At 61.5% G+C, this 22,698-nt stretch carries 17 protein-coding genes; 8 read left to right on the top strand and 9 right to left on the bottom strand.

Annotation, left to right across the window (positions count from 1 at the left end):
• Nucleotides 1-179 precede the first annotated feature (179 nt).
• The 4 genes from CI15_RS26095 (at nucleotide 180) to CI15_RS26080 (ending at nucleotide 5,316) form a co-directional block, all read left to right on the top strand.
• Complete coding sequence (locus tag CI15_RS26095) at nucleotides 180-1,964, top strand: gamma-glutamyltransferase family protein (protein WP_062133261.1); 1,785 nt, start codon at nucleotides 180-182, stop codon at nucleotides 1,962-1,964.
• 80 nt (nucleotides 1,965-2,044) lie between these two features.
• Nucleotides 2,045-3,472 carry an MFS transporter gene (locus tag CI15_RS26090; protein ID WP_062133259.1) on the top strand — a complete coding sequence of 476 codons (1,428 nt, stop codon included), beginning with the start codon at nucleotides 2,045-2,047 and terminating at the stop codon, nucleotides 3,470-3,472.
• 36 nt (nucleotides 3,473-3,508) lie between these two features.
• Entirely contained in the window at nucleotides 3,509-4,063 is a 555-nt protein-coding gene (locus CI15_RS26085; protein WP_241495931.1) for a GAF domain-containing protein, read from the top strand.
• The gene (locus CI15_RS26080) at nucleotides 4,060-5,316 is read left to right on the top strand and encodes an MFS transporter (protein WP_062133252.1); all 1,257 of its coding nucleotides are present in this window, start codon (nucleotides 4,060-4,062) and stop codon (nucleotides 5,314-5,316) included. The genes CI15_RS26085 and CI15_RS26080 overlap by 4 nt, the downstream gene beginning before the upstream one ends.
• A 95-nt stretch (nucleotides 5,317-5,411) precedes the next feature.
• Here the strand turns inward: CI15_RS26080 and CI15_RS26075 are convergent, their stop codons facing one another.
• The 8 genes from CI15_RS26075 to CI15_RS26045 all read right to left on the bottom strand — a co-directional run bounded on the left by CI15_RS26075 (nucleotide 5,412) and on the right by CI15_RS26045 (nucleotide 13,476).
• Nucleotides 5,412-5,750, bottom strand: a complete 339-nt coding sequence (locus CI15_RS26075; protein ID WP_062133249.1) for an RcnB family protein — start codon at nucleotides 5,748-5,750, stop codon at nucleotides 5,412-5,414.
• Between the two features lie 284 nt (nucleotides 5,751-6,034).
• Nucleotides 6,035-7,540 (bottom strand): Na+/H+ antiporter NhaC, encoded by a 1,506-nt coding sequence (gene nhaC / locus CI15_RS26070; protein ID WP_062133246.1) that lies wholly within the window; start codon nucleotides 7,538-7,540, stop codon nucleotides 6,035-6,037.
• 152 nt (nucleotides 7,541-7,692) lie between these two features.
• The gene (locus tag CI15_RS26065; protein WP_420915883.1) at nucleotides 7,693-8,883 is read right to left on the bottom strand and encodes an arginine deiminase; all 1,191 of its coding nucleotides are present in this window, start codon (nucleotides 8,881-8,883) and stop codon (nucleotides 7,693-7,695) included.
• Nucleotides 8,884-9,000: 117 nt separating this feature from the next.
• Complete coding sequence (locus CI15_RS26060) at nucleotides 9,001-10,422, bottom strand: basic amino acid/polyamine antiporter (protein ID WP_062133240.1); 1,422 nt, start codon at nucleotides 10,420-10,422, stop codon at nucleotides 9,001-9,003.
• A 475-nt stretch (nucleotides 10,423-10,897) separates the two neighbouring features.
• Entirely contained in the window at nucleotides 10,898-12,241 is a 1,344-nt protein-coding gene (locus tag CI15_RS26055; protein ID WP_062133237.1) for an ATP-binding protein, read from the bottom strand.
• Nucleotides 12,238-12,978 carry a response regulator gene (locus CI15_RS26050; protein ID WP_062133234.1) on the bottom strand — a complete coding sequence of 247 codons (741 nt, stop codon included), beginning with the start codon at nucleotides 12,976-12,978 and terminating at the stop codon, nucleotides 12,238-12,240. The genes CI15_RS26055 and CI15_RS26050 overlap by 4 nt, the downstream gene beginning before the upstream one ends.
• Before the next feature lie 7 nt (nucleotides 12,979-12,985).
• Nucleotides 12,986-13,108: a hypothetical protein gene (locus tag CI15_RS38095; RefSeq protein WP_277621097.1), complete on the bottom strand. Its 123-nt coding sequence runs from the start codon at nucleotides 13,106-13,108 to the stop codon at nucleotides 12,986-12,988.
• Nucleotides 13,105-13,476, bottom strand: a complete 372-nt coding sequence (locus CI15_RS26045) for a GFA family protein (protein WP_062133230.1) — start codon at nucleotides 13,474-13,476, stop codon at nucleotides 13,105-13,107. Before CI15_RS26045 ends, CI15_RS38095 begins: the two co-directional genes overlap by 4 nt.
• A gap of 576 nt (nucleotides 13,477-14,052) precedes the next feature.
• Here CI15_RS26045 and CI15_RS26040 point away from each other — a divergent pair.
• The gene (locus CI15_RS26040; RefSeq protein ID WP_062133229.1) at nucleotides 14,053-15,096 is read left to right on the top strand and encodes a patatin-like phospholipase family protein; all 1,044 of its coding nucleotides are present in this window, start codon (nucleotides 14,053-14,055) and stop codon (nucleotides 15,094-15,096) included.
• Between the two features lie 2 nt (nucleotides 15,097-15,098).
• Complete coding sequence (locus CI15_RS26035) at nucleotides 15,099-16,595, top strand: GntP family permease (RefSeq protein ID WP_062133226.1); 1,497 nt, start codon at nucleotides 15,099-15,101, stop codon at nucleotides 16,593-16,595.
• A 25-nt stretch (nucleotides 16,596-16,620) separates the two neighbouring features.
• On the opposite strand, the gene CI15_RS26030 is transcribed toward CI15_RS26035, so the two are convergent.
• On the bottom strand, nucleotides 16,621-18,024 hold the full coding sequence (locus CI15_RS26030; protein ID WP_062133224.1) for a replication initiation protein: 1,404 nt from the start codon (nucleotides 18,022-18,024) through the stop codon (nucleotides 16,621-16,623).
• A 1,047-nt stretch (nucleotides 18,025-19,071) separates the two neighbouring features.
• On the opposite strand from CI15_RS26030, the gene CI15_RS26025 reads away from it, so the two are divergent.
• Complete coding sequence (locus CI15_RS26025; RefSeq protein ID WP_162842062.1) at nucleotides 19,072-20,283, top strand: ParA family protein; 1,212 nt, start codon at nucleotides 19,072-19,074, stop codon at nucleotides 20,281-20,283.
• A complete protein-coding gene (locus tag CI15_RS26020) occupies nucleotides 20,280-21,254 on the top strand; it encodes a ParB/RepB/Spo0J family partition protein (protein ID WP_062133218.1) in 975 nt (324 codons plus the stop codon). Before CI15_RS26025 ends, CI15_RS26020 begins: the two co-directional genes overlap by 4 nt.
• Nucleotides 21,255-22,698: the final 1,444 nt, after the last annotated feature.

The following is a 22,698-nucleotide window of genomic DNA, read 5'->3' as shown; positions in this document are numbered from 1 at the left end:
AAACGCGAAGGCCACACACGACAGCATCCAACGATTTTTGATCCGCTATACTGGGCCGCTCAGCGAGGGTTAACACCGGGTGCAACCCGGCTGCGTTAGTCTTACGCTTTCATTTTCTCCAATCGAACCATTTTGTATTGGTTCTCTCAATCGGACCCGTCGTCGCCAAGGAGTCGCGCATGTCGTTTACAACCCGCCCGGAACTGATCGGCACCTTCGGCATGGTGGCCTCGACGCACTGGCTCGCGAGCGCATCGGCGATGGCGGTCCTCGAAAAAGGTGGCAATGCGTTCGATGCCGCCGCCGCGGCCGGCTTCGTCCTGCAGATCGTCGAACCGCATCTGAACGGTCCGGGCGGCGAGCTGCCGGTGGTGTTCTACAGCGCACGCGAAGACCGCGTGCGCGTGCTGTGCGGACAGGGCGTGACGCCCGCGCGCATGACCATCGAACGGATGCGCAAGATGGGGCTCGACGTGGTGCCGGGCACGGGCCTCTTGCCCGCGGTCGTGCCGGGCGCGTTCGGCGCATGGATGACGCTGCTGCGCGACTACGGCCAGTCGCCGCTCGAAGACGTGCTGAGCTATGCGATCGGTTACGCGGAAAACGGCTATCCGGTGCTGCCGCGCATGGCGTCGTCGATTCTCGCGATCCAGGAGTTCTTCCGCACCGAATGGACGACCTCGGCCGAGCAATGGCTGCGCAACGGCGAGGCGCCGATGCCGAACCAGCTGTTCGCGAATCCCGCGATCGCCGAAACCTACAAGCGCATCCTGCGCGAAGCGAATACGCGCAGCGACCGCGCCGAGCAATGCGAACGCGCGCGCGACGCCTTCTATCGCGGCTTCGTCGCCGACGCGATCGACCAGTACTTCCGCTCCACCGCCGTGCTCGATACCTCGGGCCTGCGCAACAGCGGCCTGCTCGATGCCGGCGATCTCGCGCGCTGGGAGCCGACCTACGAAGACCCGGTGTCGTACGACTACGCGGGCATGCGTGTGCACAAAACCGGCCCGTGGGGCCAGGGGCCGATGTTCCTGCAACAGCTCGCGTTGCTGAAGGGCTTCGATCTCGGCGCGATGGACCCGCTCGGCCCCGACTTCGTGCACACCGTGATCGAGTGCTCGAAGCTCGCGTTTGCCGATCGCGAAGTGTTCTATGGCGACCCGGCGTTTTCGCATGTGCCGATGGACGTGTTGCTCAGCGACGCCTACAACGACGAGCGTCGTCGTCTCATCGATCCGCGCCGCGCGTCATTGGAATTCCGCCCTGGCCTGCTTGGCGACAGCGAGCAACGTGCCGCGCGCATCCTTGCGAATGCCGGGCGCGAGCAAGCCGGCGGCTTCGGCCAAGGCGAGCCGACCTTCGCGCCGCTTCCCGAATTGCGCGGCGATACCGTGCATCTCGACGTGGTCGACCGGTGGGGCAACATGGTGTCGGCCACGCCGTCGGGCGGCTGGTTGCAGGCGTCGCCGGCGGTGCCGGGTCTCGGCTTTAACGTCACCACGCGCGCGCAGATGTTCTGGATGGAAGAAGGCCTGCCTTCGTCGCTCGGCCCGGGGCGCCGTCCGCGCACCACGCTGTCGCCGACGCTCGTCACGCGCGACGGCAAGCCGTATGCGGCGTTCGGCACGCCGGGCGGTGACCAGCAGGATCAGTGGTCGTTGCAGCTGTTCCTCAAGCACGTGCATGGCGGCATGAACTTCCAGGCCGCCGCCGACGCGCCGTCGTTCCAGACCGCGCACTTCCCCGGCTCGTTCTATCCGCGCGCGATGCAGCTCGGCAAGATGTCCGCCGAGTCGCGCTTTCCGGACAGCACGCTCGCCGAGCTGCGCGCGCGCGGCCATGATCTCACCGTGGCGGAGCCGTGGGCGCTCGGCCGCGTATGCGCGGTCGGCATTCGCAATGGTCTGATGCGAGGCGCGGCCACGCCGCGTCAGATGCAGGCCTACGCAATCGGTCGATAAGCGGCCCCGAAGCGGCCCAAAGCCGTCACCAGTGCAGAACGCGCAGCCCCGCCGCGCCATTATCTTCAGGAGAAGTTGCCGTGTCCGCCGTCGCCGCCCGTCTTGAAAGACTGCCCCTGTCGAGCTTTCATCGCAGACTGCTGCTGATCGGCGGGCTGGGGTACATGTTCGATGGACTCGACTCGTCGTCGCTCGCGTTCCTGCTGCCGGTCGTCAGCAAGCTGTGGCAGCTGACGAGCGCGCAGACCGGGCTCGTCGCCAGCAGCACCTATATCGGCTACTTTTTCGGCGCGTTCCTGTCGGGTGTGCTCGCCGACGTGATCGGCCGGCGCCGCATCATGATGAGCGCGCTCGCCATCTATTGCGTCGCGTCGCTCGCCAGCGCGACCGCGCAGGACTGGCACACGTTCTTCGCGCTGCGCGTCGTCGCGGGCTTCGGTTCGGGCGCGGAGACCGTCGTGATCGCGCCGTTTCTCGCCGAGTTCGTGCCGCGCCGCTATCGCGGCATCTTTTGCGGCGCGCTGGTCGGCTTCATGTCGTTCGGTTATCTGACTTCGTCGATTCTCGGCTTCGCGGTGGTGCGCAACTACGCCGACGGCTGGCGCTATCTGGCGGTGATCACGTCGCTGCCGGTCGTGATGCTGCTGTGGTGGCGCCGCACGCTTCCCGAGTCGCCGCGCTGGCTCGAAAGCCAGGGCCGTGCGGCCGAGGCGAACGGCATCGTCAGCCGCATCGAAGCGGCGTTCGTCGAGCGCGGCATTGCGCTTGCGCCGGTGAGCACGGTTAGCCCGCTGCATGATGCGCCCACTCCGGCGTCGGGGTCGGCGCGCGGCAACGCCTGGCGCAACGTGCTCGCGCTGTGGTCGCCGCGACTCGCGCGCACGACCACGGTCAGCTGGCTGATGTGGTTCTCGGTCGCGTTCGCGTACTACTCGTTCTTCTCGTGGATTCCGAGCCTGCTCGTCAAGGAAGGACTGACGATGACGAAGAGCTTCGGCTATTCGATCGCGATCTACGGCGCACAGATTCCCGGCTACTTCTCGGCGGCATGGCTCAACGAAAAGATCGGCCGCAAGGCGGTGGTCGCCTCCTACATGCTGCTCGGCGGCATCGCCGCGATCACGCTCGCGTTCTCGCACACTGGCATCCAGATCATGACCGCGGGCATCGCACTGTCGTTCTTCATGAACGGCGCGTTCGCCGGTGTCTACGCGTACACGCCGGAAGTGTTTCCGACCGCGGTGCGCACGACGGGCACGGGCTCGTCGTCATCGTTCGGCCGCATCGGTTCGGTCAGCGCGCCGATCCTCGTCGGCCTCGTTTATCCGCTGTTCGGTTTCCTCGGCGTGTTCGCGATGACCACGACGGTGCTGGTGATCGGCGCGTGCGTCGTGTTCTTCCTCGGCATCGAAACGCGCAACCGCTCGCTCGAAGATATCGAAGCGAGCGAACTCGAACCGGCTCACGACGCCTCTAGCCAACTGAAGTCCCCCCGCATGCAGGGCTGAACGCGCTGCGACTTTTCTCACTTCCCGATCCGAACGATGCAAGGCAATCTGACCGAACCCGCGCCGCACGATACGCCAACGCTAGAGCTCGCCGACCTCGAACGGCTCGCGATGGCGATGCGCCTGAAAGACCAGCCGCTCGAGCTGTTCCGCGCGGTTCACGCGGTGGCGGCGAAGGCGATAGGCCTCAGCCTGATTACGATCATGTCCTACGATGCGCAGCATCATGAGGTTGAACGTGTCTACACGAACATGCCGGACGTGTATCCGCTGGGCGGCCGCAAGAAGAAGCAAGGCACCGCGTGGGCGCGGCAGATTCTTCTGGATCTGAAGCCGTTTCGCGCCGTCACGCCGCAAGGCATTCGCGAGGCCTTCGACGATCATGCGGTGATGACCGGCATGGGCCTCGGCTCGATCCTGAACATTCCGATCGCCTACGACGGCGTATGCATCGGTACGATGAACCTGACGCACAAGGAAGGCTGGTACACGAGCCATCACGAAAGCATGGGCCTCGTGATCGGCGCCTTCCTTGCCCCCGCTCTGATCCGGCAGAGTATGAAAATCCCCGCTTGCGACACGCGTTCATGAAAACACCATCCGATCTGCAACACTATCAAGCCGCGACACGACCCGCCGTCTCGCAGGGCCGCTGGCTGCTGGTCTTCGTGCTCGGCTACTTCGCGCTGATCGCCGACGGTGCCGACGTGATGATGTACGGCCTCACGCTGTCGCGCATCAAGGACGAGTTCGGGCTGACCAATGTCGAAGCGGGCGCGCTCGGCAGTCTGACCTTGCTCGGCATGGCGATCGGCGGCATTGTCGGCGGCTGGGCGAGCGATCGTCTCGGCCGCGTGCGCGTCGTCGCCTGGGCGCTCGCGCTGTTCTCGCTCGGCGCGGGGATGCTCGGGTTCACGCACAGCTTCGTCGAATTTGCGGCGGTACGTTTTATCAGCTCGCTAGGCATCGGCTGCATGGTGCTGGTCACGACGCTCGTGGCCGAATACGTGCCGACCGAGCGGCGCTCGCTCGTGCTCGGCATGCTGCAAACCGGCATTTCGGCCGGCTATATCGTCGTGATCGCGCTCAGCAACTGGATCCTGCCGCAGTACGGCTGGCGCACGCTTTACTACGTGTCGGCCGTACCGGTGGTGCTCGCGTTCGCGATCAAGTTCGCGGTTCCCGAACCGGCGGCATGGCTCGCGAGCCGGGCCGCCGACCGCGCCAGCAAGACGCGGCGCGCCGACAATCGCTACGCGCAGATTTTCCGCGACCGCCAGGCTCGCATGATGTTCATCCTGTGGACGTTCGCGTCGATTTTCATCCTGTCGGGCTTTTACGGCCTGAACAACTGGCTGCCGACGTACCTCGAAAAGGAACTGCACATCAAGTTCAGTTCGCTGACCGGCTATATGATCGGCACCTACGTAGTCGCTTTCATCGGCAAGATCTTCGCGGGCTGGCTCGGCGATCGCTGGAGCCGGCGCGGCGTGTACGTGCTCGGTTGCGTCGGCGCGGCGCTCTTTCTACCCGTGATCATTTTCTGGCACACGCGCGATAACATCTCCACGCTGATGCTTTTCTTCGGCTTTCTGTACGGCGTGCCGCTCGGCACGATCGGTACGTTCATGTCGGAGAGCTTCGCGACGTCGGTGCGCGGTACCGCGGTGGGCGGTTCGTATAACCTCGGCCGCTTCATTTCGGGGGCGGCGCCGATCGTCATTGGCTATATCGCCACGCAATTCTCGATCGGTCTGGGCTTTCTCGTGGTCGGCGCAGTGTTCTTTCTCAGCGGCGTGACCGCATTGTTCGTTCCGGACCGGCTATACGACACGCAGCATTAAGTCGATGGCGACCATGACGAAATCGTGTCAAAGAATTGCCCAGGTTTCGGCGCTAAAACTGGTCGCCAGGAAAGCCTGGGCACCATGATGAAGCATTACTCCGTTCCGGAGACGATGTTGGAAATGGTCCAGTTGTTCGTCGTCACGAGCACATAGTCGCCATTGACACCGAGCCATTGATGCCCGCGCGGCGGCGCATTCAGGCCGTGTCCACGCCAGTCGTTCATGACGAAGTTGTAATGACGGTATTCGGCCGGTACGCGTTGGCCTTTATGCCAGTCACGATGCGGAATCGTCGGCATCACCTGCTGACGCGGCATTCCGCCGGCCATCTGGCCGCCGCCCTGGTCCGGCGGCGGTCCCGCCGCGATCGCGAGCGCTGACCCAGCGGAAAACGACAAGGCAACGAACTGCGCAACAACTCGTTTATTCATGATCGAACCTCCGTGCGGTGGAAGAAAGCTCGGGGCATTCACGCTATTGACGTGAAAGTGATCGTCCAGCTACTCGCAGATTCATTAACTCGAATTTCATTACAGCGATAGCTGGTATATCGAATCCAATACTCTAAAATCGCGAGATATCGAATGCGATATTTCAGACGTGACTTGAAGTCGTTAAAAAGTATAGTAAAAGGAAGTTCGACTTCAAGCCGGACCTTGTCCACGGCAACCGTGTGTGTCAACTCGGCAACGTCAATTGCTTTCAATTCGCCAGGTCATTTGTCTGAACGAGTCGTGCCGGCCTGCGCGTCGGTCGATGCGGGCGCGGCGCTGTCGCTCGCCACGCGCGGCATCCGGATGCCCGCGTAAGCCATTGCGATCGTCAACAGCGGACTCACGAAGCAGAACACCGCATACGGTGCGTAACTGAGTGTGGCCACACCGAGCGTAGCAGCCATATAGGCGCCGCAGCTATTCCACGGAATCAGCGCGCCGGTGGGCGTGGCCGCATCGCCGACCGAGCGCGACAGCACGACCGGAGCGAAGCCGCGTCGTGCGAACGCCGTCTTGAACATGCGCGCGGGCAGCACGACCGCGATGTATTGATCGGCCGTGACGATATTGGTGGCGACGATCGCCGCGACCAACGAAGCCACCAGCGTGCCCGCGCTCTTCGCTTTTTCGATGACCGGCGCAATCAGGCGCTCGAGCACGCCGCATTTTTCGACCACGCCACCGAACCCTAGCGCGGCAATGATGAGCCAGATCGTATTCAGCATACTTTCCATGCCGCCACGCGTGACCAGCAAATCGAGCGCAGGGTTGCCCGTCGACGCCTTGTAGCCGCTCGCCAGTGCGAGCCACACGCCCTTGACGAGCGCGAGCCAGTCCGGCAAACCCGCCTTCGCGGTCGCAGACATGGACGCGAACGCGATCACGCGCTCGGGCGCCACGCACACGGCGAGCACGGCACCTGCCAGCGCACCGAGAAAGATCGCCGTAAATGGCGGTATCTTGAAGACCGCAAGCACAATGACGAGCACCAGTGGCGCAAACAGCCACAGCGAAATGTGAAACGCTCCGCGCATTGCCTCGATCTCGGCGCTCGCGTCGAAATCGCCAGGGCGGCCGACCATAAAATAAAACGCGAAGGCGATGATGATCGCCACGGCCGAGGTCAAGAACACTTCGCGCAGATGCTGGTACAGTTCGACGCCCGACGCCGCCGCGGCAAGATTCGCGGAATCGGACAGAGGCGAAGACTTGTCGCCGAGATAGGCGCCCGAGATGATCGCGCCCGCCGCGATGGCTTCGTTCAGTCCCATGCCCTGCGCGATGCCCATCAGCCCGATGCCGATCGTGCCGACCACCGTCCACGAGCTGCCGATGCTCATCGATACGACGCCGCAAATGGCGGCCGCGGTCACGTAGAAGAAGTTGGGGCTAAGAAGCTTCAACCCGTAATACACCATGCCGACCAGCGTGCCGCTGAGCGCCCACGTGCCGATCAGCGCGCCGACCGCGAACAGGATGAAGATTGCACCGATGCCGGTGCTGACACTCGCCACGGCGGCCTCGCCGAGCGAAGCCAACGAGTGCCCGCGGCGCCAGCCGATGAACACGGCAATCATCGCCGCGACGGTGAGTCCCACCTGGTTCGGGCCGTTCGCACCCGTATCGCCGAACAGGAAGTACGACAGACCGACGAATACGACGAGGCTGGCGATCGGAATGATCGCTTCGGTCAGCGTGACCGGCTGGGGTGATTCGGGCCTGTTCATTTGAGTTCGTCCCCGTATCGACAACCACTGCCACCTCGCTGCTGTCGCCCGGCGAGGCTCGGCCCTGCCGGCGACGCGCCGCTGCCCGCTCGCCACTTTGGCGAGCGGGCAGCACTTTGTCAGTCAACCGTCAGATTGAGTTGTTTGACTTATCAATAGTCGACCGCATCGCGAATGATCGGGCAGGTCATGCAGTGACCGCCTCCACGTCCACGACCCAGCTCGGCGCCGACGATCGTAATCACCTCGATGCCCTGCTTGCGCAGCAGCGTGTTCGTATAGGTGTTGCGGTCGTACGCATAGACGACGCCCGGCGATGCGCACACGAGGTTCGCACCGCTATCCCATTGCGTGCGCTCGCGCTGATAGTCGCTGCCGCCCGCCTCGACCACGCGCAGCTGCTTCAGCCCAAGCGCCTCGGCGACGACATCGGTAAACGGTTTGTTTTCCGCATGCAATTCCACGCCGCTCGGATGGCTGCTCGGCCGATACGAATAGGTGCGCGTCTTCGCCATGAAGTCCGGCGCAACCAGCACGCAATCGCGATCGGCGAACGTGAACACCGTGTCCAGATGCATCGCCGCGCGAATCTTCGGCATCGCCGCGACGATCACGCGTTCGGCCGCGCCCTTCTTGAACAGCGTCGCCGCCAGTTGACTGATGGCCTGACGCGAGGTGCGCTCGCTCATGCCGATCAGCACGACGCCCTTGCCGATCGGCATCACGTCGCCGCCTTCCAGCGTGGCCATGCCGTGGTCCTGAGTCGGATCGCCCCACCACACGTTGACCTTGCCCGCGAAGTCCGGGTGAAACTTGTAGATCGCCGTGGTGAGGATCGTCTCCTCGTGGCGCGCCGGCCAGTACAGCGCGTTGAGCGTGACGCCGCCATAGATCCAGCAGGTCGTGTCGCGCGTGTACAGGGTGTTCGGCAGCGGCGGCAGCAGATATTCGGTGCCGCCCGCCGCTTCCTTCGCGATCTGCAGCGCCTTGCCGCCGTGCGCTTCCGGGAAGTCGTGCGTGGATAGCCCGCCAATCAGCGTTTCGGCCAGCTTGCGATCGTCGAGCCCTTCGAGATAGCTTCTCAATTCATCGATAAAGCCGAGGCCGACCTGATTCGGCACCACCTGATTGTCGAGAATCCACTTTTTGCCTTCGGCCACCGCGACCGTTTCGGCAAGCAGATTGTGCATTTCCACCACATCGACACCGCGATCGCGCATCTTCGTGACGAAGTCGAAGTGATCGCGCTTCGCGTTCTCGACCCATAGCACGTCGTCGAACAACAGTTCATCGCAATTGCTCGGGGTAAGGCGCTGATGCGCGACCCCCGGTGCGCAGACCATCACTTTGCGCAGTTGCCCGACCTCCGAGTAGACACCCAATTCACCCGCTTTCGCGTCCGTGTTTGCCATGATGATCTCCTGATTACCAGTGTTGACCCTTTGTTCAACCGGATTCCGTTAAAGCGCGATCCGCCCAGTCGCGAGGCCATAGATGCCGACGATCGCGCCAATGACCGCAACGATAAAAATGATCCAGTCGGAAGCGATGAAGACGCTCTTGTTCTGCTCGCGCCGAGCCCAGATATAAAGCGCCGTTCCAGGCGCATACAGCACGGCGGAAAGCAGGATGAATTTAAGGCCGCCCGCCCAGATCATGAAGACCGTGTAGATCACGGCGACTGCGGCCATCACCAGGTCGCGCCGGCGTTCTTCGGGGCGTACGTCGTAACCCTCGCCGCGATTCGCGGTCATGCATCCGTAAGCGGCGACGAACAGGTACGGAATCAAGGACATCGCGCTCGTCAGATTCAGCATCAGCGCGAACGCATCTCGCGAGAAGTACGTGCTGATGACGAGCAGCTGCACCACGATGTTGGTCAGCCACAATGCATTGGCAGGTACCTTGTTGGCGTTTTCCCTCGCGAACACGGCGGGCATGTCTTCGGTCTTGGCCGCCGTGAACAACACTTCGGCACAGATCAGCGACCAGGCGAGGTAAGCGCCCAGCACCGAAATCAGCAGACCTATGCTGACGAAAACGGCACCCCAGTGACCGACCACCCCCTCGAGCACCGCCGCCATCGACGGCTGGCGCATGCCCGCGATGTCCGCGCGCTGAAGCACCGCGTAAGGCAGCAACGTCACGAGTACCATCAGCGCGGTCACGACGACGAAGCCGAGAATCGTCGCCTGGCCGACATCGGTGCGCTTCTTCGCATAGCGGGAATAAACACTCGCCCCTTCGATACCGATGAACACGAAGACCGTCACCAGCATCGTCGCGCGCACCTGCTCGAAGATATTGCCTTCGAGTCCGCCGCCGTAGAGGTTGGACTGGAACAGGTCCATCCGGAAGCCGAAAATCAGGATCACGATGAACACCAGAATCGGAATGACCTTGGCGACCGTGACGATACTGTTGATGAAGGCCGCCTGCTGCACGCCCTTCAGGATCATGAAATGAAATAGCCAGATGCCAATCGATGCAACGACGATCGCGACGACCGTATTGCCGTCGCCGAACACCGGAAAAAACGCGCCGAGTGTCGATTTGATCAGCACCCAGTACGAAACGTTGCCGATACAGCTGCCGATCCAGTAGCCAAATGCGGAGAGAAAGCCCGGATAGTCGCCAAAGCCCGCTTTCGCGTACGCGAACACACCGGCGTCGAGTTCGGGCTTTCGTTCCGCCAGCGCCTGAAACACCCGCGCCAGCATATACATACCGGTGCCCGCGATGATCCACGCGATGACGGCGCCCAACGGACCAGTGGCATTAGCGAATGTACGCGGCAGGGAAAAGATCCCGGCTCCGACCATGCCGCCCACCACCATCCCGGTGAGTTGCATCTTTGACATTTTTTGTGAAGTGGACGCCATTCGGATTCCTTCTTAGTGATCTTTTTAAAAAAAGGATCTGCGATCAGATTCGAACGATACGTGTCTCCCGGCCAATCTTGCTCTTGATCAGCCGCGTAACTCTGCAACCACCACACAAAAAGAATGGGCTCTCCGATGAGGTTTGTCAATTAATTGCAGGACCGGCTAACGGCTTGCGTCGCGCGGTGCGATCGAATCGTCGATCAATGCTGCATTGCCGAATTTTATTGAATGCCCGAATTAACAATTGACAATTCCACGCATGACATGTGACATACGATGCGAACATCCGCATTATCAATGCGGTTTCTCAAATGATGGGGAATCACTGAAATGCGCTGAACTGCAGGACGTTCATGGATGTCATCGACAGTACTAACCGGATCACGATTAGGCAGTGACGGCTTGGTGAACTTTTATGATCGAAATTCTGCCTGGACAATATTTCGCATCGGTGAGTGGTCCGAGCCTTCAATCATGACTCGCGCAACTTGCGCAGCGTCAACCGCGCTTCGAGACCGCCGCCCGCGCGGTTGTGCAGCGTGAGCGTCGCGTCCATCGCGAGCGCGAGTTGCCGCGCGATCGCGAGACCCAGCCCCGTTCCCCCTGTTTGACGATTGCGCGAGCCCTCGAGTCGAACGAACGGCTCGAACACGGTTTCCAGCGATTCGACCGGAATGCCCGGACCACGATCGAGCACCGACACGGTAGCCTCGCCATCGTGCAACTCACCGATATCGATCTGCGCGGCGCCACCGAAGTTGAGCGCGTTATCGACCAGATTGCCGACGATGCGCCGCAACGCCTGCGGACGCATCGTCAGCGACTGACCGAAGCGGCCCTGCAGGGACACGTCCTGCCCAGCGTCGACATAATCGCAGACGAGACTGTCGAACAGCGCATCGGGATCGATGCGGCGCGGCAGCTCGGTCGTGCCATGCATCGTGCGCGCATAAGTCACCCCTTCCTTGACCAGCGCTTCCATTTCCCGCAGGTCCTGGCGCAACTTCGCGGCCTCGGCTTCGTTGTCCATCGTGTCGGCGCGCAAACGCATACGCGTGATCGGCGTCTGCAGATCGTGCGAGATCGCTGCGAGGATCTGCATGCGCTCGGTCATGTACGTGGCGATCCGGTCCTGCATCGCGTTGAACGCTCGCGCGGCGCGCGCCACTTCGGACGGCCCCGCTTCGGGCAGGCGGGCGGCCTTCAGGTCGGGGCCGAGCGTATCGGCTGCGACGGCGAGTTGATTGAGCGGGCGCGTCGCGAGCCGCACCGCGAGCCAACAGCACGCGACCAACACGAGCAGTTGCAGCGTCAGTACGAGCGGCAGCCAGCGCGACAACGGCGCGCCGGGCATCGGCCGCAAGTCGATGGTGAGCGGGGTGCCGTCGCTCAGTTTCAGGTGAACCTGCAGACGCTCGCGATTGCCCGGGACCGCGTTGACGGTCAACGGATAACGCGTGCCGATACCGTCGCCGATCGATTGCGCGACGCGCGCCGACAGGCTTGCATCGACCGGCGCGCCGGGCACGCCGGGGCCGAGCACGAATTCGTAGCTGCGCCGCGCGAGCCGCGGCAGCCACTGCGCGCGCTCGTCGGGGGGCAGATGATCGAGCAGCGCGACCGAGCTCGCGACCTCGCGCTCGATGTAGCCCATCATGATGTTGGTCATGGTCTGGTCGCGCTCGGTCATCGTGAGCCAGACCGACAGCGACTGCGCGAGCGCGAGCCCGACGAACAGGATCACCGCGAGCCGCGCGAACAGCGTGCGCGGCCAATGCGGCCAGCGCAGCAAGGGCGGCGACGGCGGTGCGTTCATTGCGGGTCTCCGATCGCGGTGACCGTCGCCGAAAACACATAACCTTCGCTGCGTAACGTCTTGATGTAGCGCGGTTCGCGCGCACCGTCGCGCAGGCGTTGGCGCAGGCGGCTCACCATCAGATCGATCGAGCGGTCGAACGGATCGGCCTGGCGGCCTTGCGTGAGGTTCAGCAGCTGATCGCGCGTGAGCACGCGCTGCGGATGATCGAGAAACACGCGCAACAAACGGTACTCCGCACCGCTCAACGCGACCTCCGTGCCGTCCGCGTCGAGCAGATGGCGCGCGGTCGTGTCGAGCCGCCAGTCGCCAAAGCACAGCATCGGCGCCGACTCGGTCACCTGCATGCCAGGCGGCAGCATGCGCGCGCGGCGTAGCACCGAACGGATGCGCGCGAGCAACTCGCGCGCGGCGAAGGGCTTAGTCAGATAGTCGTCAGCGCCCATTTCGAGGCCGACGATCCGGTCCGCTTCCTCGCTACGCGCCGTCAGCATCAGGATCGGCACGGTACGGAACTTGCTGGCGCGCAGCTCGCGGCACAGCACGAGGCCGTCCTCGCCCGGCAACATCAGGTCGAGCACGATCAGGTCCGGCGCGCCGTTCTCGAGCGCGGCGCGCATCTGGCGCCCATTGGCCGCGAGCGAGACGCGCACGCCGTTTTTCTCGAGGTATCCGGCGAGCAGTTCGCGGATGCCGCGATCGTCATCGACGATCAGTACGTGGTCGGAAGTTTCCATCGACGGATTATTTGCGGCGGCGTTTGAGTTGCACGCCGCTCGCCTGGATCAATGTACATTGCAACGGATGCGCGAGTTCGGCCGCGAAGCCGCCCGCGACGAACAATGCGATGGCAAAGAGGCGTTTCATGCGTCCTCCAGCACGGAAAGACTCGCGCCGTCGGCCACGCTGGCTTCGAGCGCATAAGGATCGACCCCTTCGAGGCAGCCGATATTGACGCGCCATTGCTGCGGATCTTTGCGCGTCTGATGAAAAGGATAGATGCCGCAGTGCTTGCAGAAGTAGTGCTTCGCGACCTTCGTGTTGAACTGGTACAGCGTCAGCGAATCCTCGCCGCTCAGAATCTTCAACTGACTGGCCGGAAACAGCGGCGTCATCAGTGCGCCCTTGCGGCGGCACAGGCTGCAGTTGCAACGGCCAGCGGGAACGACTTCGGTGCGAACCTCGAATTTGACGGCCCCGCAATGACAGGACCCTTGCAGCAACTCGGCACTCATGGTGCTCTCCGTGATTTGACGATGCCTGTTTTATAGCCTGGTTCATCAGTCGAATTATGTCGTAATGTATCCGGCCGCCGAGCCGATACATTACATTGCAAGAAGCCGCGTCGATTGGCGCAAGGCGAAACCGCGGATAGCAAGCGAATTGACATTCAAGCGGCATACGCCGACGAATCATTCACATTGTCTGGCTCCGGCTTGATTGCGGCCGCATTGTCGTGTCCAGCATCTCCTTGCAAAGATACTCCGCTCATCGATGAATATGCCGGACACGCGGCGCCCGAGCCGGATTCCCTACACGCTGTTTTTGACCTTGGCGTGACGAGGCGGATTTCTCTGTTCCGCCGGATTGGCCTGCCAGCCTCCCTGCGCGCAAGGTCTGTGAATCGAGTTGAATGCGCTTGACTTTTAATCACTGGCCACTTCCAATACCAATGGTGCAGTGCGATGTTTCGCCATTGAAACACGCTGCATGTCATTCGGTAGTTCAAAGCATTGGCTAGCAGTTCAACCGTCCGCCGTGCATGCGGCGTCAGCTTGCGAAATGGAGCAGTCCTCACTACCGGAGGCATCTTGGCTGCAGCAAAGAACCCACCCGCGCGACGCGAACCCGCCCTCATCGACCTCGCCTTGCAAGGCGGCGGCTCGCACGGTGCTTTTACCTGGGGCGTCCTCGACCGCTTGCTTGAAGAGCCGTGGCTGCAAATCGAAGGCATATCGGGCACGTCGGCCGGTGCGATGAACGCCGCGGTGCTGGTGAGCGGCTATCAGGTCAATGGTGCGGCCGGCGCACGCGAAGCGCTCGAAGCGTTCTGGCGACGCGTGTTCGAAGCCTCGGTGTTCAGCCCGTTTCGCCGCAGCCCGTTCGACGTGGTCATGGGTCGCTGGACGCTCGACTATTCGCCGCTGTTCATCGCGATGGACCTCGCGGCCCGCATGTTTTCGCCCTACGACCTGAATCCACGCGGCGTGCATCCGCTGTCGAAAATCCTGCAGGACTCGATCGACTTCGCACATCTGCGCGACGCGCCTATCAAGCTGTTCATTACCGCGACGCGGGTGCGCACGGGCCAGGCGCGCGTGTTTCGCAACGCCGACCTGACGCCGGACGTGCTGCTCGCCTCCGGCTGCCTGCCTACGCTGTTCCAGGCCGTGCAGATCGACGGCGAAGACTACTGGGACGGCGGCTACGCCGGTAATCCGACGATCACGCCGCTGGTGCGCGAATGCACGTCGAGCGACACGGTGCTGATCCAGGTCAACCCCGTCGAGCGCCAGGATACGCCGCGCACCGCGCGCGACATCATCAGCCGTCTGAACGAGGTCGCGTTCAACGCGCCACTGCTGAAAGAGTTGCGCATGATCGCGCTGCTGCGGCGCGCAGCGGACGCCGGCAGCGACGAAGGCCGCCATTGGGCCGAGATGCGCATCCATCGGATCTCGAGCGAAGTGATGACCGAACTCGGCTACTCATCGAAGCTGAACGCCGAGTGGAGCTTTCTGACGATGCTGCGCGACGAAGGCCGGCGTGCCGCGGAGGCGTTCCTCACCGAGCACGGCGATTCGATCGGCGTACGCTCCTCGCTGGATCTCGACGCGTTGCTCGACGGAGTCTGACCATGGATGTCATCACCCTGTCACCGCTCGCGATCGGTCTCGGGCTCTTTGGCATGCTCGCGAGTCTCGCGCTGCTGGTCGGCTTCGCATATCGCGGCTGGACCGTGCTGCTGCTTGCACCGTTCGCCGCCATGCTGGCCGCCGCGATATCGGGCGAACCGATCCTCGCGCATTGGACGCAGACCTTCATGCTCAGCGCCGCGCGTTTTCTCGCGCAGTTCTTCCCGCTGTTCCTGCTCGGCGCGCTGTTCGGCAAGCTGATGGAAGACAGCGGCTCCGTGAAGGCGATCGCCAGTTTCATGACGGAGAAGCTCGGCGCGCATCGGGCGATTCTCGCTGTCGTGATCGGTGGCGCACTCGTCACCTATGGCGGCGTCAGCCTCTTCGTCGCGTTCTTCGTGCTCGCGCCGATGGCCACCGCCCTCTTCCAGGCCGCCAATATTCCGCGCCGTCTGATGCCGGCCGCGATTGCGCTCGGCACGTCGACGTTCACGATGTCCGCCCTGCCCGGCACGCCGGCGATCCAGAACGCGATCCCGATGCCGTTCTTCGGCACGACGCCGTTCGCCGCGCCGGGGCTTGGGATCATCGCGAGTATCGTGATGGTCGTGTTCGGGCTCTGGTGGCTGTCTCTGCAGCAAGCGCGCGCGAAGGCAGCCAGCGAAGGGTTCGACGGCTTCAGCAAGGCGGGGAAGGCGACCAAGCCGCCGGCTAGCGACAACCTCGTGCGTGAACGCGCGAGCGTATCGCAGAGTTTCGATCCGGAAGAAGCGAAACGCGGGCATATCAGCGAGGATCTACCGGCGTTCGGCGTCGCGGTCGCGCCGCTCGTGCTGGTCGTGCTGACGAACTTCGTGATGAACGTGATCGTGCTGCCGCGCATCGACGCCGACTACCTCGGCGACGTGCGGTGGGGCGAGACCTCGCTCGCCGCGGTCGGCGGTGTGTGGGGCGTGTGCGTGGCGCTCACCGTCGCGATCGTCGTGCTCGTGCTGCTCAACCGGCGCCGCTTGCCGGCGCTGCGCGAGACGATCGATGCGGGTGCGAATGCATCGGTGCTGCCAGTGCTGAGTGTCGGCAGTCTGGTGGGGTATGGCGCGGTCATCGCCGCGCTGCCCGCGTTCGCGCTGGTGCGCGAATGGGTGCTCGGCATCGGCGGTGGGCCGCTCGTATCGCTCGCGGTCGCTACCAATCTGCTCGCGGCGCTGACCGGCTCAGCCTCGGGCGGTCTCACCATCGCACTCGATGCGCTCGGCAGCACCTATCTGCAACTGGCCGGGCAATACGGCATCGACCCCGCGCTGCTGCATCGCGTCGCCGTGATCTCCTCCGGCACGCTCGACAGCCTGCCGCACAACGGCGCGGTCGTGACGCTGCTGGCGGTGTGCGGCTCGACACATCGCGAGAGCTACCGCGACATCGTGATCGTCGGGATTCTCGGCGCGTTGCTCGCGCTGGTGGTGGTGATCGTGCTGGGCTCGCTGTTCGGGTCGTTCTGAGCGTTGGGCCGATTTCCGGTTCACGTCATGCCGACGCACGGGCCGCATTCATCCGGCCGAACACGAACTGCCCCAGATACCAGACGAGCTCGGTATTCGCGAAGATCGCCTCTTCGGTGACCGTCGACGGTTCGAGCTTCATCCGACGCAGCATCAGCTTGCCTTCGCGCGACGTGGTCCACGCATGCATCAGGTCCTTGCGCGTCTTCGCATCGGCGGCGTTGAAATGGTCGCGACCCTTGCGCGAATCCTCGTTCATGCGCGCGCGCACTTCTTCTTCGCGGGTGGCGATGCTGTGCGCCACCGTGTTGCGCGTTTCGGTCTTGACCGCCTGTTCCTGCACTTCGTCGGCGATCAGTTTGGCCTGGACGTCGACCATCGTGCGCTCGGCGTCGGAGATCTTCCAGTTGTCGCGCAGCGCGCGCATCAGATAGCCCGCGGGGCTCTTCTTGACCTGGCCGCGCTTGATCCTGAAGCGGGTGTATTCGACGGCCTGCTGGATGCGCTCGTCGGTCCAGAGATCGCGGTTCTCCGAAATCTCGCTGAACTGCTTGGTCGATAGACCGAATTCGTCAGTGAGAATCTTGTACAGATGGCTGGCATCCGCGAGGCTCGCCAGCACTGCGTCGGCGGTGTCCTTACGTTTGAGCAGAAAACGGATGCGATCGATTTTTTTCGACGTCGTCGACGCGGTCCGCGTCTCGTACGACATCTCGACGTCCGATACCTCGTTGATCTCGCGCACGGCTGGCTCGAGCCAATCGCGCTTGAAGTACTTGAAGATGGCGGCGTTCGCGCCCATTTTGCCGGGCCAGTTTCGCATTTCCTCGAGCTGGATCCAGTCCGTGCGGCCCGCCGGGACATTGGGCAAAACCTTGTCGTAGATCGCACGCGCGAGACTACGCGTGAACGCGGTGGAAATGCGCAGACTCAGCCAGTGCGATTTCTGCGGGTCGCGAATGTGCGGCACGAGCCGCGGATGAACGTCGAAACGCATGCGTCCACGATGAAAACCGACCATGCCGATCAACTGGACCTGCACCCATAGATCGTCTTCGTTGGGATCCCGGTCTGCCGGCGTATTCGTGACGCGGACTTTGGCGTTCTGCGCTTCGTCGGCGATCGTGCGCAGGTGCTTCAGGTTGCGGCTGTCGTAACGCATCAGCCACTTGAAGTAGTTGAGCTCGACATCGTACTGGTCGCGCTGCTCGGGTTCCTGCGCGACGATGAAGTAGGCGGCATCGAGAAAGCGTCGCGCCGGCAGCCCCATGTTGACGATTTCGGTGAAGAAGTCGTTCCGCTGATAACCGATCTCACGATTGGCCTCATTGATGCGCAATCCCTGATCGAACATGTCTTCGAACAACGCGAGCGCCATCTGACGTGACGTCGCTTTCGACTTGCCCTCTTCCGAATGCTCCGCAGCCATTGTCTTCACCCATTTTTTCGCTCACGGGACTGTAAGCACGCGGTGGTGAGCTGTCAACACACAGAACCTCACCATCAAACCGACCGCTGCGGAGGGGCCAATTCGGCTTCCATTCTGCGATTTCGCACACAGAACCTCACCATGTACACAAAGAACCTCACCTTTAACCGAAGGCCTCGGGCAGCTGCGCCTTATGTGACGGCCCTTTCGAGCCTGTTTCCGGCATCTCGCACAACACACCTCACCTTTGTGATTCCGAACGCGGTCAGGCACAGAGAACCGCACCTTGCTGAGGAATAGGTCTCACCTTGCTGCACAACCAACCGCACCTCTGAACACACTGAACCTCACCTTCGACACAACCTACCTCACCTTTTGAGCCTTAAATGGTTGATTGAATTGAATATCCTGTCTGCACGTAGGTTTGTCGGTTTGTTCTCGGTTTAAAAAAACCTACTAACCCGGGCGTATAGATATTCAGAGAGAATTGGCGCGGCGCAACATGGTGAGGTTGATTGTGCGACTGAACGCGCGAGCAAAAGTCTGTGTTCGGACAATGGTGAGGTTGGTTGTGCTTCCCGTGTGATTGACGCCGTTGATGCTGGTCGAGCGGCAAGGTTGATACCGCCTTTGTAGATTCATTTCGCGGTTTATAGGTGAGGTTGATTGTGCGCTGGCCTTGTTAGATGCCTGACCGGGCTGATTTGAGCCACTGGAACTGGAGGATGGTGAGGTTGATTGTGCTGTTGGCCGCTGGTGGGAGGCGAGGAAAATGAGAAAATGCACAAATGACCTCACCACGTGCCTGGATTTTAAGCATGCACAGAGGTTTTGGTGGCGTGATCGGGGTCAAGGTGAGGTCATTTGTGCCTTCGCGTATTTGATGTAGGCAAGGCTCATTCAGTTTCCGGTGCGTTTCCGTCGGTCGAAACGATACGGAAACGCAGAAATTTGCAGAAAATCCACATAAAAACAATAATTTAAAAAGCTATTTTCGAGTATTTCCTGTATTCTGAGGTTTCCGGAATTTTATGGAAAAACCTCAGAATGGTCAGAACGAGCCAACTTCCTGCCGTAGACCGAACCGTTCACTTTGAGCAGATCAGCGAGTTCGCAGAAAAAGTCACCATTTTTACTAATGAGCTTCGTGACACGATTCTGGCTCCGCGTCCTCGAAAAACGGCTCCCGTTTTCAAGACCGGCGAGATTGCCGAGATGTGCAACATCTCTCACTCGCAGGTTCAATACCTCGCAACAAAAGGCGATGGAGATCTGCCTTCGGGCACGGCGGCTGGTACGGGTCGAACCCGGACCTTTACGCTCGAAGAAGCGCGAATCTGGGTGCAAAAGATTTCCGACATCTACCAGACTCCGCTGGTCACGCGCCTGAAGGAACCTGACGGGAAGATCATCATCACCGCCCAGCTCAAAGGCGGCTCCGCCAAGACGACGACGACCATGTGCCTCGCTCAGGGGTTGTCGCTGCGTGGCCGCAAGGTGCTGGTGGTCGATCTCGATCCGCAGGCTTCGCTTTCGGAACTATGCGGACTGTACGCGGAAAAAGACGTATCGCCGGAAGATACGGTGTTGCCGTATGTCTATGACCAGGATATCGAAGGCGGCCTGGAGGGACGGGTCCAGTCGACGTACTGGGATGGCATCGATGTGATCCCCGCGCACACGGAACTGATCGGCGCAGAATTCCATCTGCCAGCCATGCAGAAGATGCGACCGGGTTTCCGCTTCTGGACCGTGCTTCGTCAGGGGCTCGAGCCGCTGCGCAAGAAGTACGACTACATCCTGATGGATACCTCGCCTTCGCTGTCGTATCTCAATCTGAACGCGCTGATGGCCGCGGATTCCATGGTGATGCCGATGGTGCCGGAAAACCTGGACTTCATTAGTTCGCTGTCGTTCTGGCGACTCTTTTCAGACGTGTCCAAAAGCTTCATCAAATTCGAGAAGGACAAGAAATACGACTTCGTGTCGCTCGTGCTGTCGCGAGTCGATTATGGGCGGAACTCGTCGGCGCCGATCGTGCGCGCTTGGGCGCAAAGCGCGTACGAAAACTGGCTGCATTCGATCGAGGTCCCGGCGAGTTCGGTGATGAGCACGGGGGCGTTAGCTTTCTCGACTGTCTTCGACATTAGCAGCAACCATAGCGCGGCTAAGTCGCTGCAACGCGTGCGGCAGCCTCTCGTCGACTACTGTCGTTGGATCGACGAGATCTATTCGGAAAAATGGAGGAACGCGCAATGAGCAATATGCGAGAACAGTTGCTGGCCAAGACGTCCGGCATTCGCAAAACTTCGTCGATCAACGAAGACGAGGTGAAGCGCAGCAACCGCACGCAAACGGCACCGGGCCTCGCCGGTGCGCTGGCCGTTGCGCAACTTCGCGTGCAGGAATTGGAATCGACTGGCGTCGCGTCGCAACTGGCCGTCGAGGGTATTCTGCCGAACCCGTGGCAGCCGCGTCGTGTATTCAATGAAGCCAAGCTGGCGGAGCTCGCCGAGTCGATCCGGGAAGTTGGATTGATGCAGCCGATCGTGGTCCGTCGTGTAGCGGACGACTATCAGATCGTCGCGGGTGAGCGGCGCTGGCGTGCGCACAAGATGGTGGGACTCGACACGATCAAGGCCGTGGTCGCGGACTGTTCCGATTCGGACATGGCGGTCCTGGCGATGGTCGAAAACATCAGCCGCGACGACCTTGCGGACTACGAGATTGGTGTAGCGATTCGTCGATCGGAGACGGAATTCCCGAATCGCAAGCGGCTGGCGGAAGCGATGGGTTTGTCGCGGGCGGGCCTGTACCAGTTTTTATCGTTCGATAATCTGCCGGACTTCATCAAAAAGGATCTCGATATCCAGCCGCGACTGCTTGGCGGGACCGCGGCGCAAGCGATTGCGGCGGCTATCAAAAAGCATGGCGAGGATGGCGTTAAGGCTTCTCGCGAAATCTGGCCGCTGCTGGTCAGAGGGGAGATGGATCAGGGCAAGGTCGCCGCAGCGATTACTGCGCTGGCGACGCGGCAGACGACGTCGAATGGGACCAGCGGCCGTAGCATCGAAAAGTTTTTCGCGGGACGCGAACACGCAGGGAGCATCACGAAGGACATCAGCAACTTCACGATCAAGATCAAGACCGGGGTGATTACCGAGGCGCAAGAGATTCAGATACGACAGCTGATAGGACAGATGTTCCAGTCGCAGCCGAAGACGAACTGATTGCTGATTGATTTGCAGTGTAGAGAAGCCCGCTTAGTGCGGGCTTTTTTATTGGTCAGGCAAGACAGTGGGGAGGAGAGAAGTGTCTAGAGTCTAGACACTCAATGGTACTTAGAGAGTGTCTAGACTCTAGACACTCCTGGCGACTCAGGTCGATGTTGGCGGCCGAGCGTCGCGGCGGGGCGGACCAACGTCCCGTATTTGTTTGGCGTTTTGTGACCGATTTCCGCTTAGGCGCAATCGCGAATCGAACTCGCAGGACCGCGCAGCGGATAAGCCTGTTGAAATGGGCGAAGTGGTCGTCCGGACCGGATCTGCCGAAGTTGGCTCATCTGCCGCCGTGTGGCGATGCAATGACGACATTATCGCAAAGGCAATCGCGAGCGACGTCTTCTTGCCATCATTCATGACTGGCGGGATGGAAAGGCGAACCCGTCTCGCCTTTAAAACAAAAAGCCTTTCCAGCAGATTCTCCCTGTCGTCCACTGCCCCGAAGTTCAGTCGACGCGTTTCCGCGGCGTCGATGCCGCACCCATTCATCGATGGGAAGGTTCGCCGTTCTCCCCATCGGCGCGCAAATCAAGAACCAGACTCGACGCAAGGGCATGCACACCGGTCAAATTGCGAGCCGAACCTTGCCGTGATTTTCCGATACGCGCTGCGTCGATGACGGCGCGTTCGGTCGCTACCGCCTTGAAACAACTCGCCCCAACATCGCACCGGCGATCATTCGCGGAGAACTGCTTGGGGCAACGGAACGCGCAGGGTCATTGCCGGCATTCACTTGATTGGGAGTCGGCTCAGTTGGACTTGCATTTAGATCCCAATCGACGGGCGCCCGTCCGCTCGTTTCTTTGCGCGGCACAGTGAATTTGATTGGTTCAGAGACCACTGCGCGCTAGTGACGTTGTCGATCGAAACGCGCTAAGGGATGCTCAGCCTTGTATCCGTATGGCCCGTCTGTAGAAGCAGGACAGGCCTTTCGCGAGCAGGCTCGCTGTTGATTCCGAGCAGCGCCGCCTTGCTCCCAGTCCCCGCTGGTCGCTGATTCACCACCCCTCCGACGAGCACACAACCGATCTTGGATTCATGATGGGTGATGCTCGTTTGGCTGTATCGGCGTTGATCCGCTTTAATGGCGTCGCCTGTGAGTAGACACATCCTGCCGACTGGCGGTTGTTGCGCAGGTATGTCCGTTTCCTTATCGCCACGCTACGTCGCTCGTTGCCGACCGGATCGATGCCCGGACCGCACTGGATAGAACAATGCACTACGAAGTTACCGGTCATCTCTTTGGGCGCTCTTGAGTAATGGGCTCGGGGCCGATCGTCGAAAAGATGGTGTGGCCAGTCCTCCCTACTGGGTATCCACCCGAGTCCGGATCCATCTCTGCCCGCTCCTCTTTGCTCGTCTAGCGGCAGACCATGAACAAAGCGCTCTGGGC

Origin of the sequence: Paraburkholderia monticola (assembly GCF_001580545.1) — a bacterium.
Taxonomy (GTDB): Bacteria; Pseudomonadota; Gammaproteobacteria; order Burkholderiales; family Burkholderiaceae; genus Paraburkholderia; species Paraburkholderia monticola.
This window is presented reverse-complemented; position numbering and strand designations above follow the sequence as displayed.

Bases quoted from the DNA above. Each gene is read 5' to 3' on its own strand.
- CI15_RS26095 (WP_062133261.1), top strand. From the start codon at position 180: ATGTCGTTTACAACCCGCCCGGAACTGATCGGCACCTTCGGCATGGTG.
- CI15_RS26085 (WP_241495931.1), top strand. From the start codon at position 3,509: ATGCAAGGCAATCTGACCGAACCCGCGCCGCACGATACGCCAACGCTA.
- CI15_RS26080 (WP_062133252.1), top strand. From the start codon at position 4,060: ATGAAAACACCATCCGATCTGCAACACTATCAAGCCGCGACACGACCC.
- CI15_RS26075 (WP_062133249.1), bottom strand. From the start codon at position 5,750: ATGAATAAACGAGTTGTTGCGCAGTTCGTTGCCTTGTCGTTTTCCGCT.
- nhaC (WP_062133246.1), bottom strand. From the start codon at position 7,540: ATGAACAGGCCCGAATCACCCCAGCCGGTCACGCTGACCGAAGCGATC.
- CI15_RS26065 (WP_420915883.1), bottom strand. From the start codon at position 8,883: ATGGTCTGCGCACCGGGGGTCGCGCATCAGCGCCTTACCCCGAGCAAT.
- CI15_RS26060 (WP_062133240.1), bottom strand. From the start codon at position 10,422: ATGGCGTCCACTTCACAAAAAATGTCAAAGATGCAACTCACCGGGATG.
- CI15_RS26055 (WP_062133237.1), bottom strand. From the start codon at position 12,241: ATGAACGCACCGCCGTCGCCGCCCTTGCTGCGCTGGCCGCATTGGCCG.
- CI15_RS26050 (WP_062133234.1), bottom strand. From the start codon at position 12,978: ATGGAAACTTCCGACCACGTACTGATCGTCGATGACGATCGCGGCATC.
- CI15_RS38095 (WP_277621097.1), bottom strand. From the start codon at position 13,108: ATGAAACGCCTCTTTGCCATCGCATTGTTCGTCGCGGGCGGCTTCGCG.
- CI15_RS26045 (WP_062133230.1), bottom strand. From the start codon at position 13,476: ATGAGTGCCGAGTTGCTGCAAGGGTCCTGTCATTGCGGGGCCGTCAAA.
- CI15_RS26035 (WP_062133226.1), top strand. From the start codon at position 15,099: ATGGATGTCATCACCCTGTCACCGCTCGCGATCGGTCTCGGGCTCTTT.
- CI15_RS26030 (WP_062133224.1), bottom strand. From the start codon at position 18,024: ATGGCTGCGGAGCATTCGGAAGAGGGCAAGTCGAAAGCGACGTCACGT.
- CI15_RS26025 (WP_162842062.1), top strand. From the start codon at position 19,072: ATGGTCAGAACGAGCCAACTTCCTGCCGTAGACCGAACCGTTCACTTT.
- CI15_RS26020 (WP_062133218.1), top strand. From the start codon at position 20,280: ATGAGCAATATGCGAGAACAGTTGCTGGCCAAGACGTCCGGCATTCGC.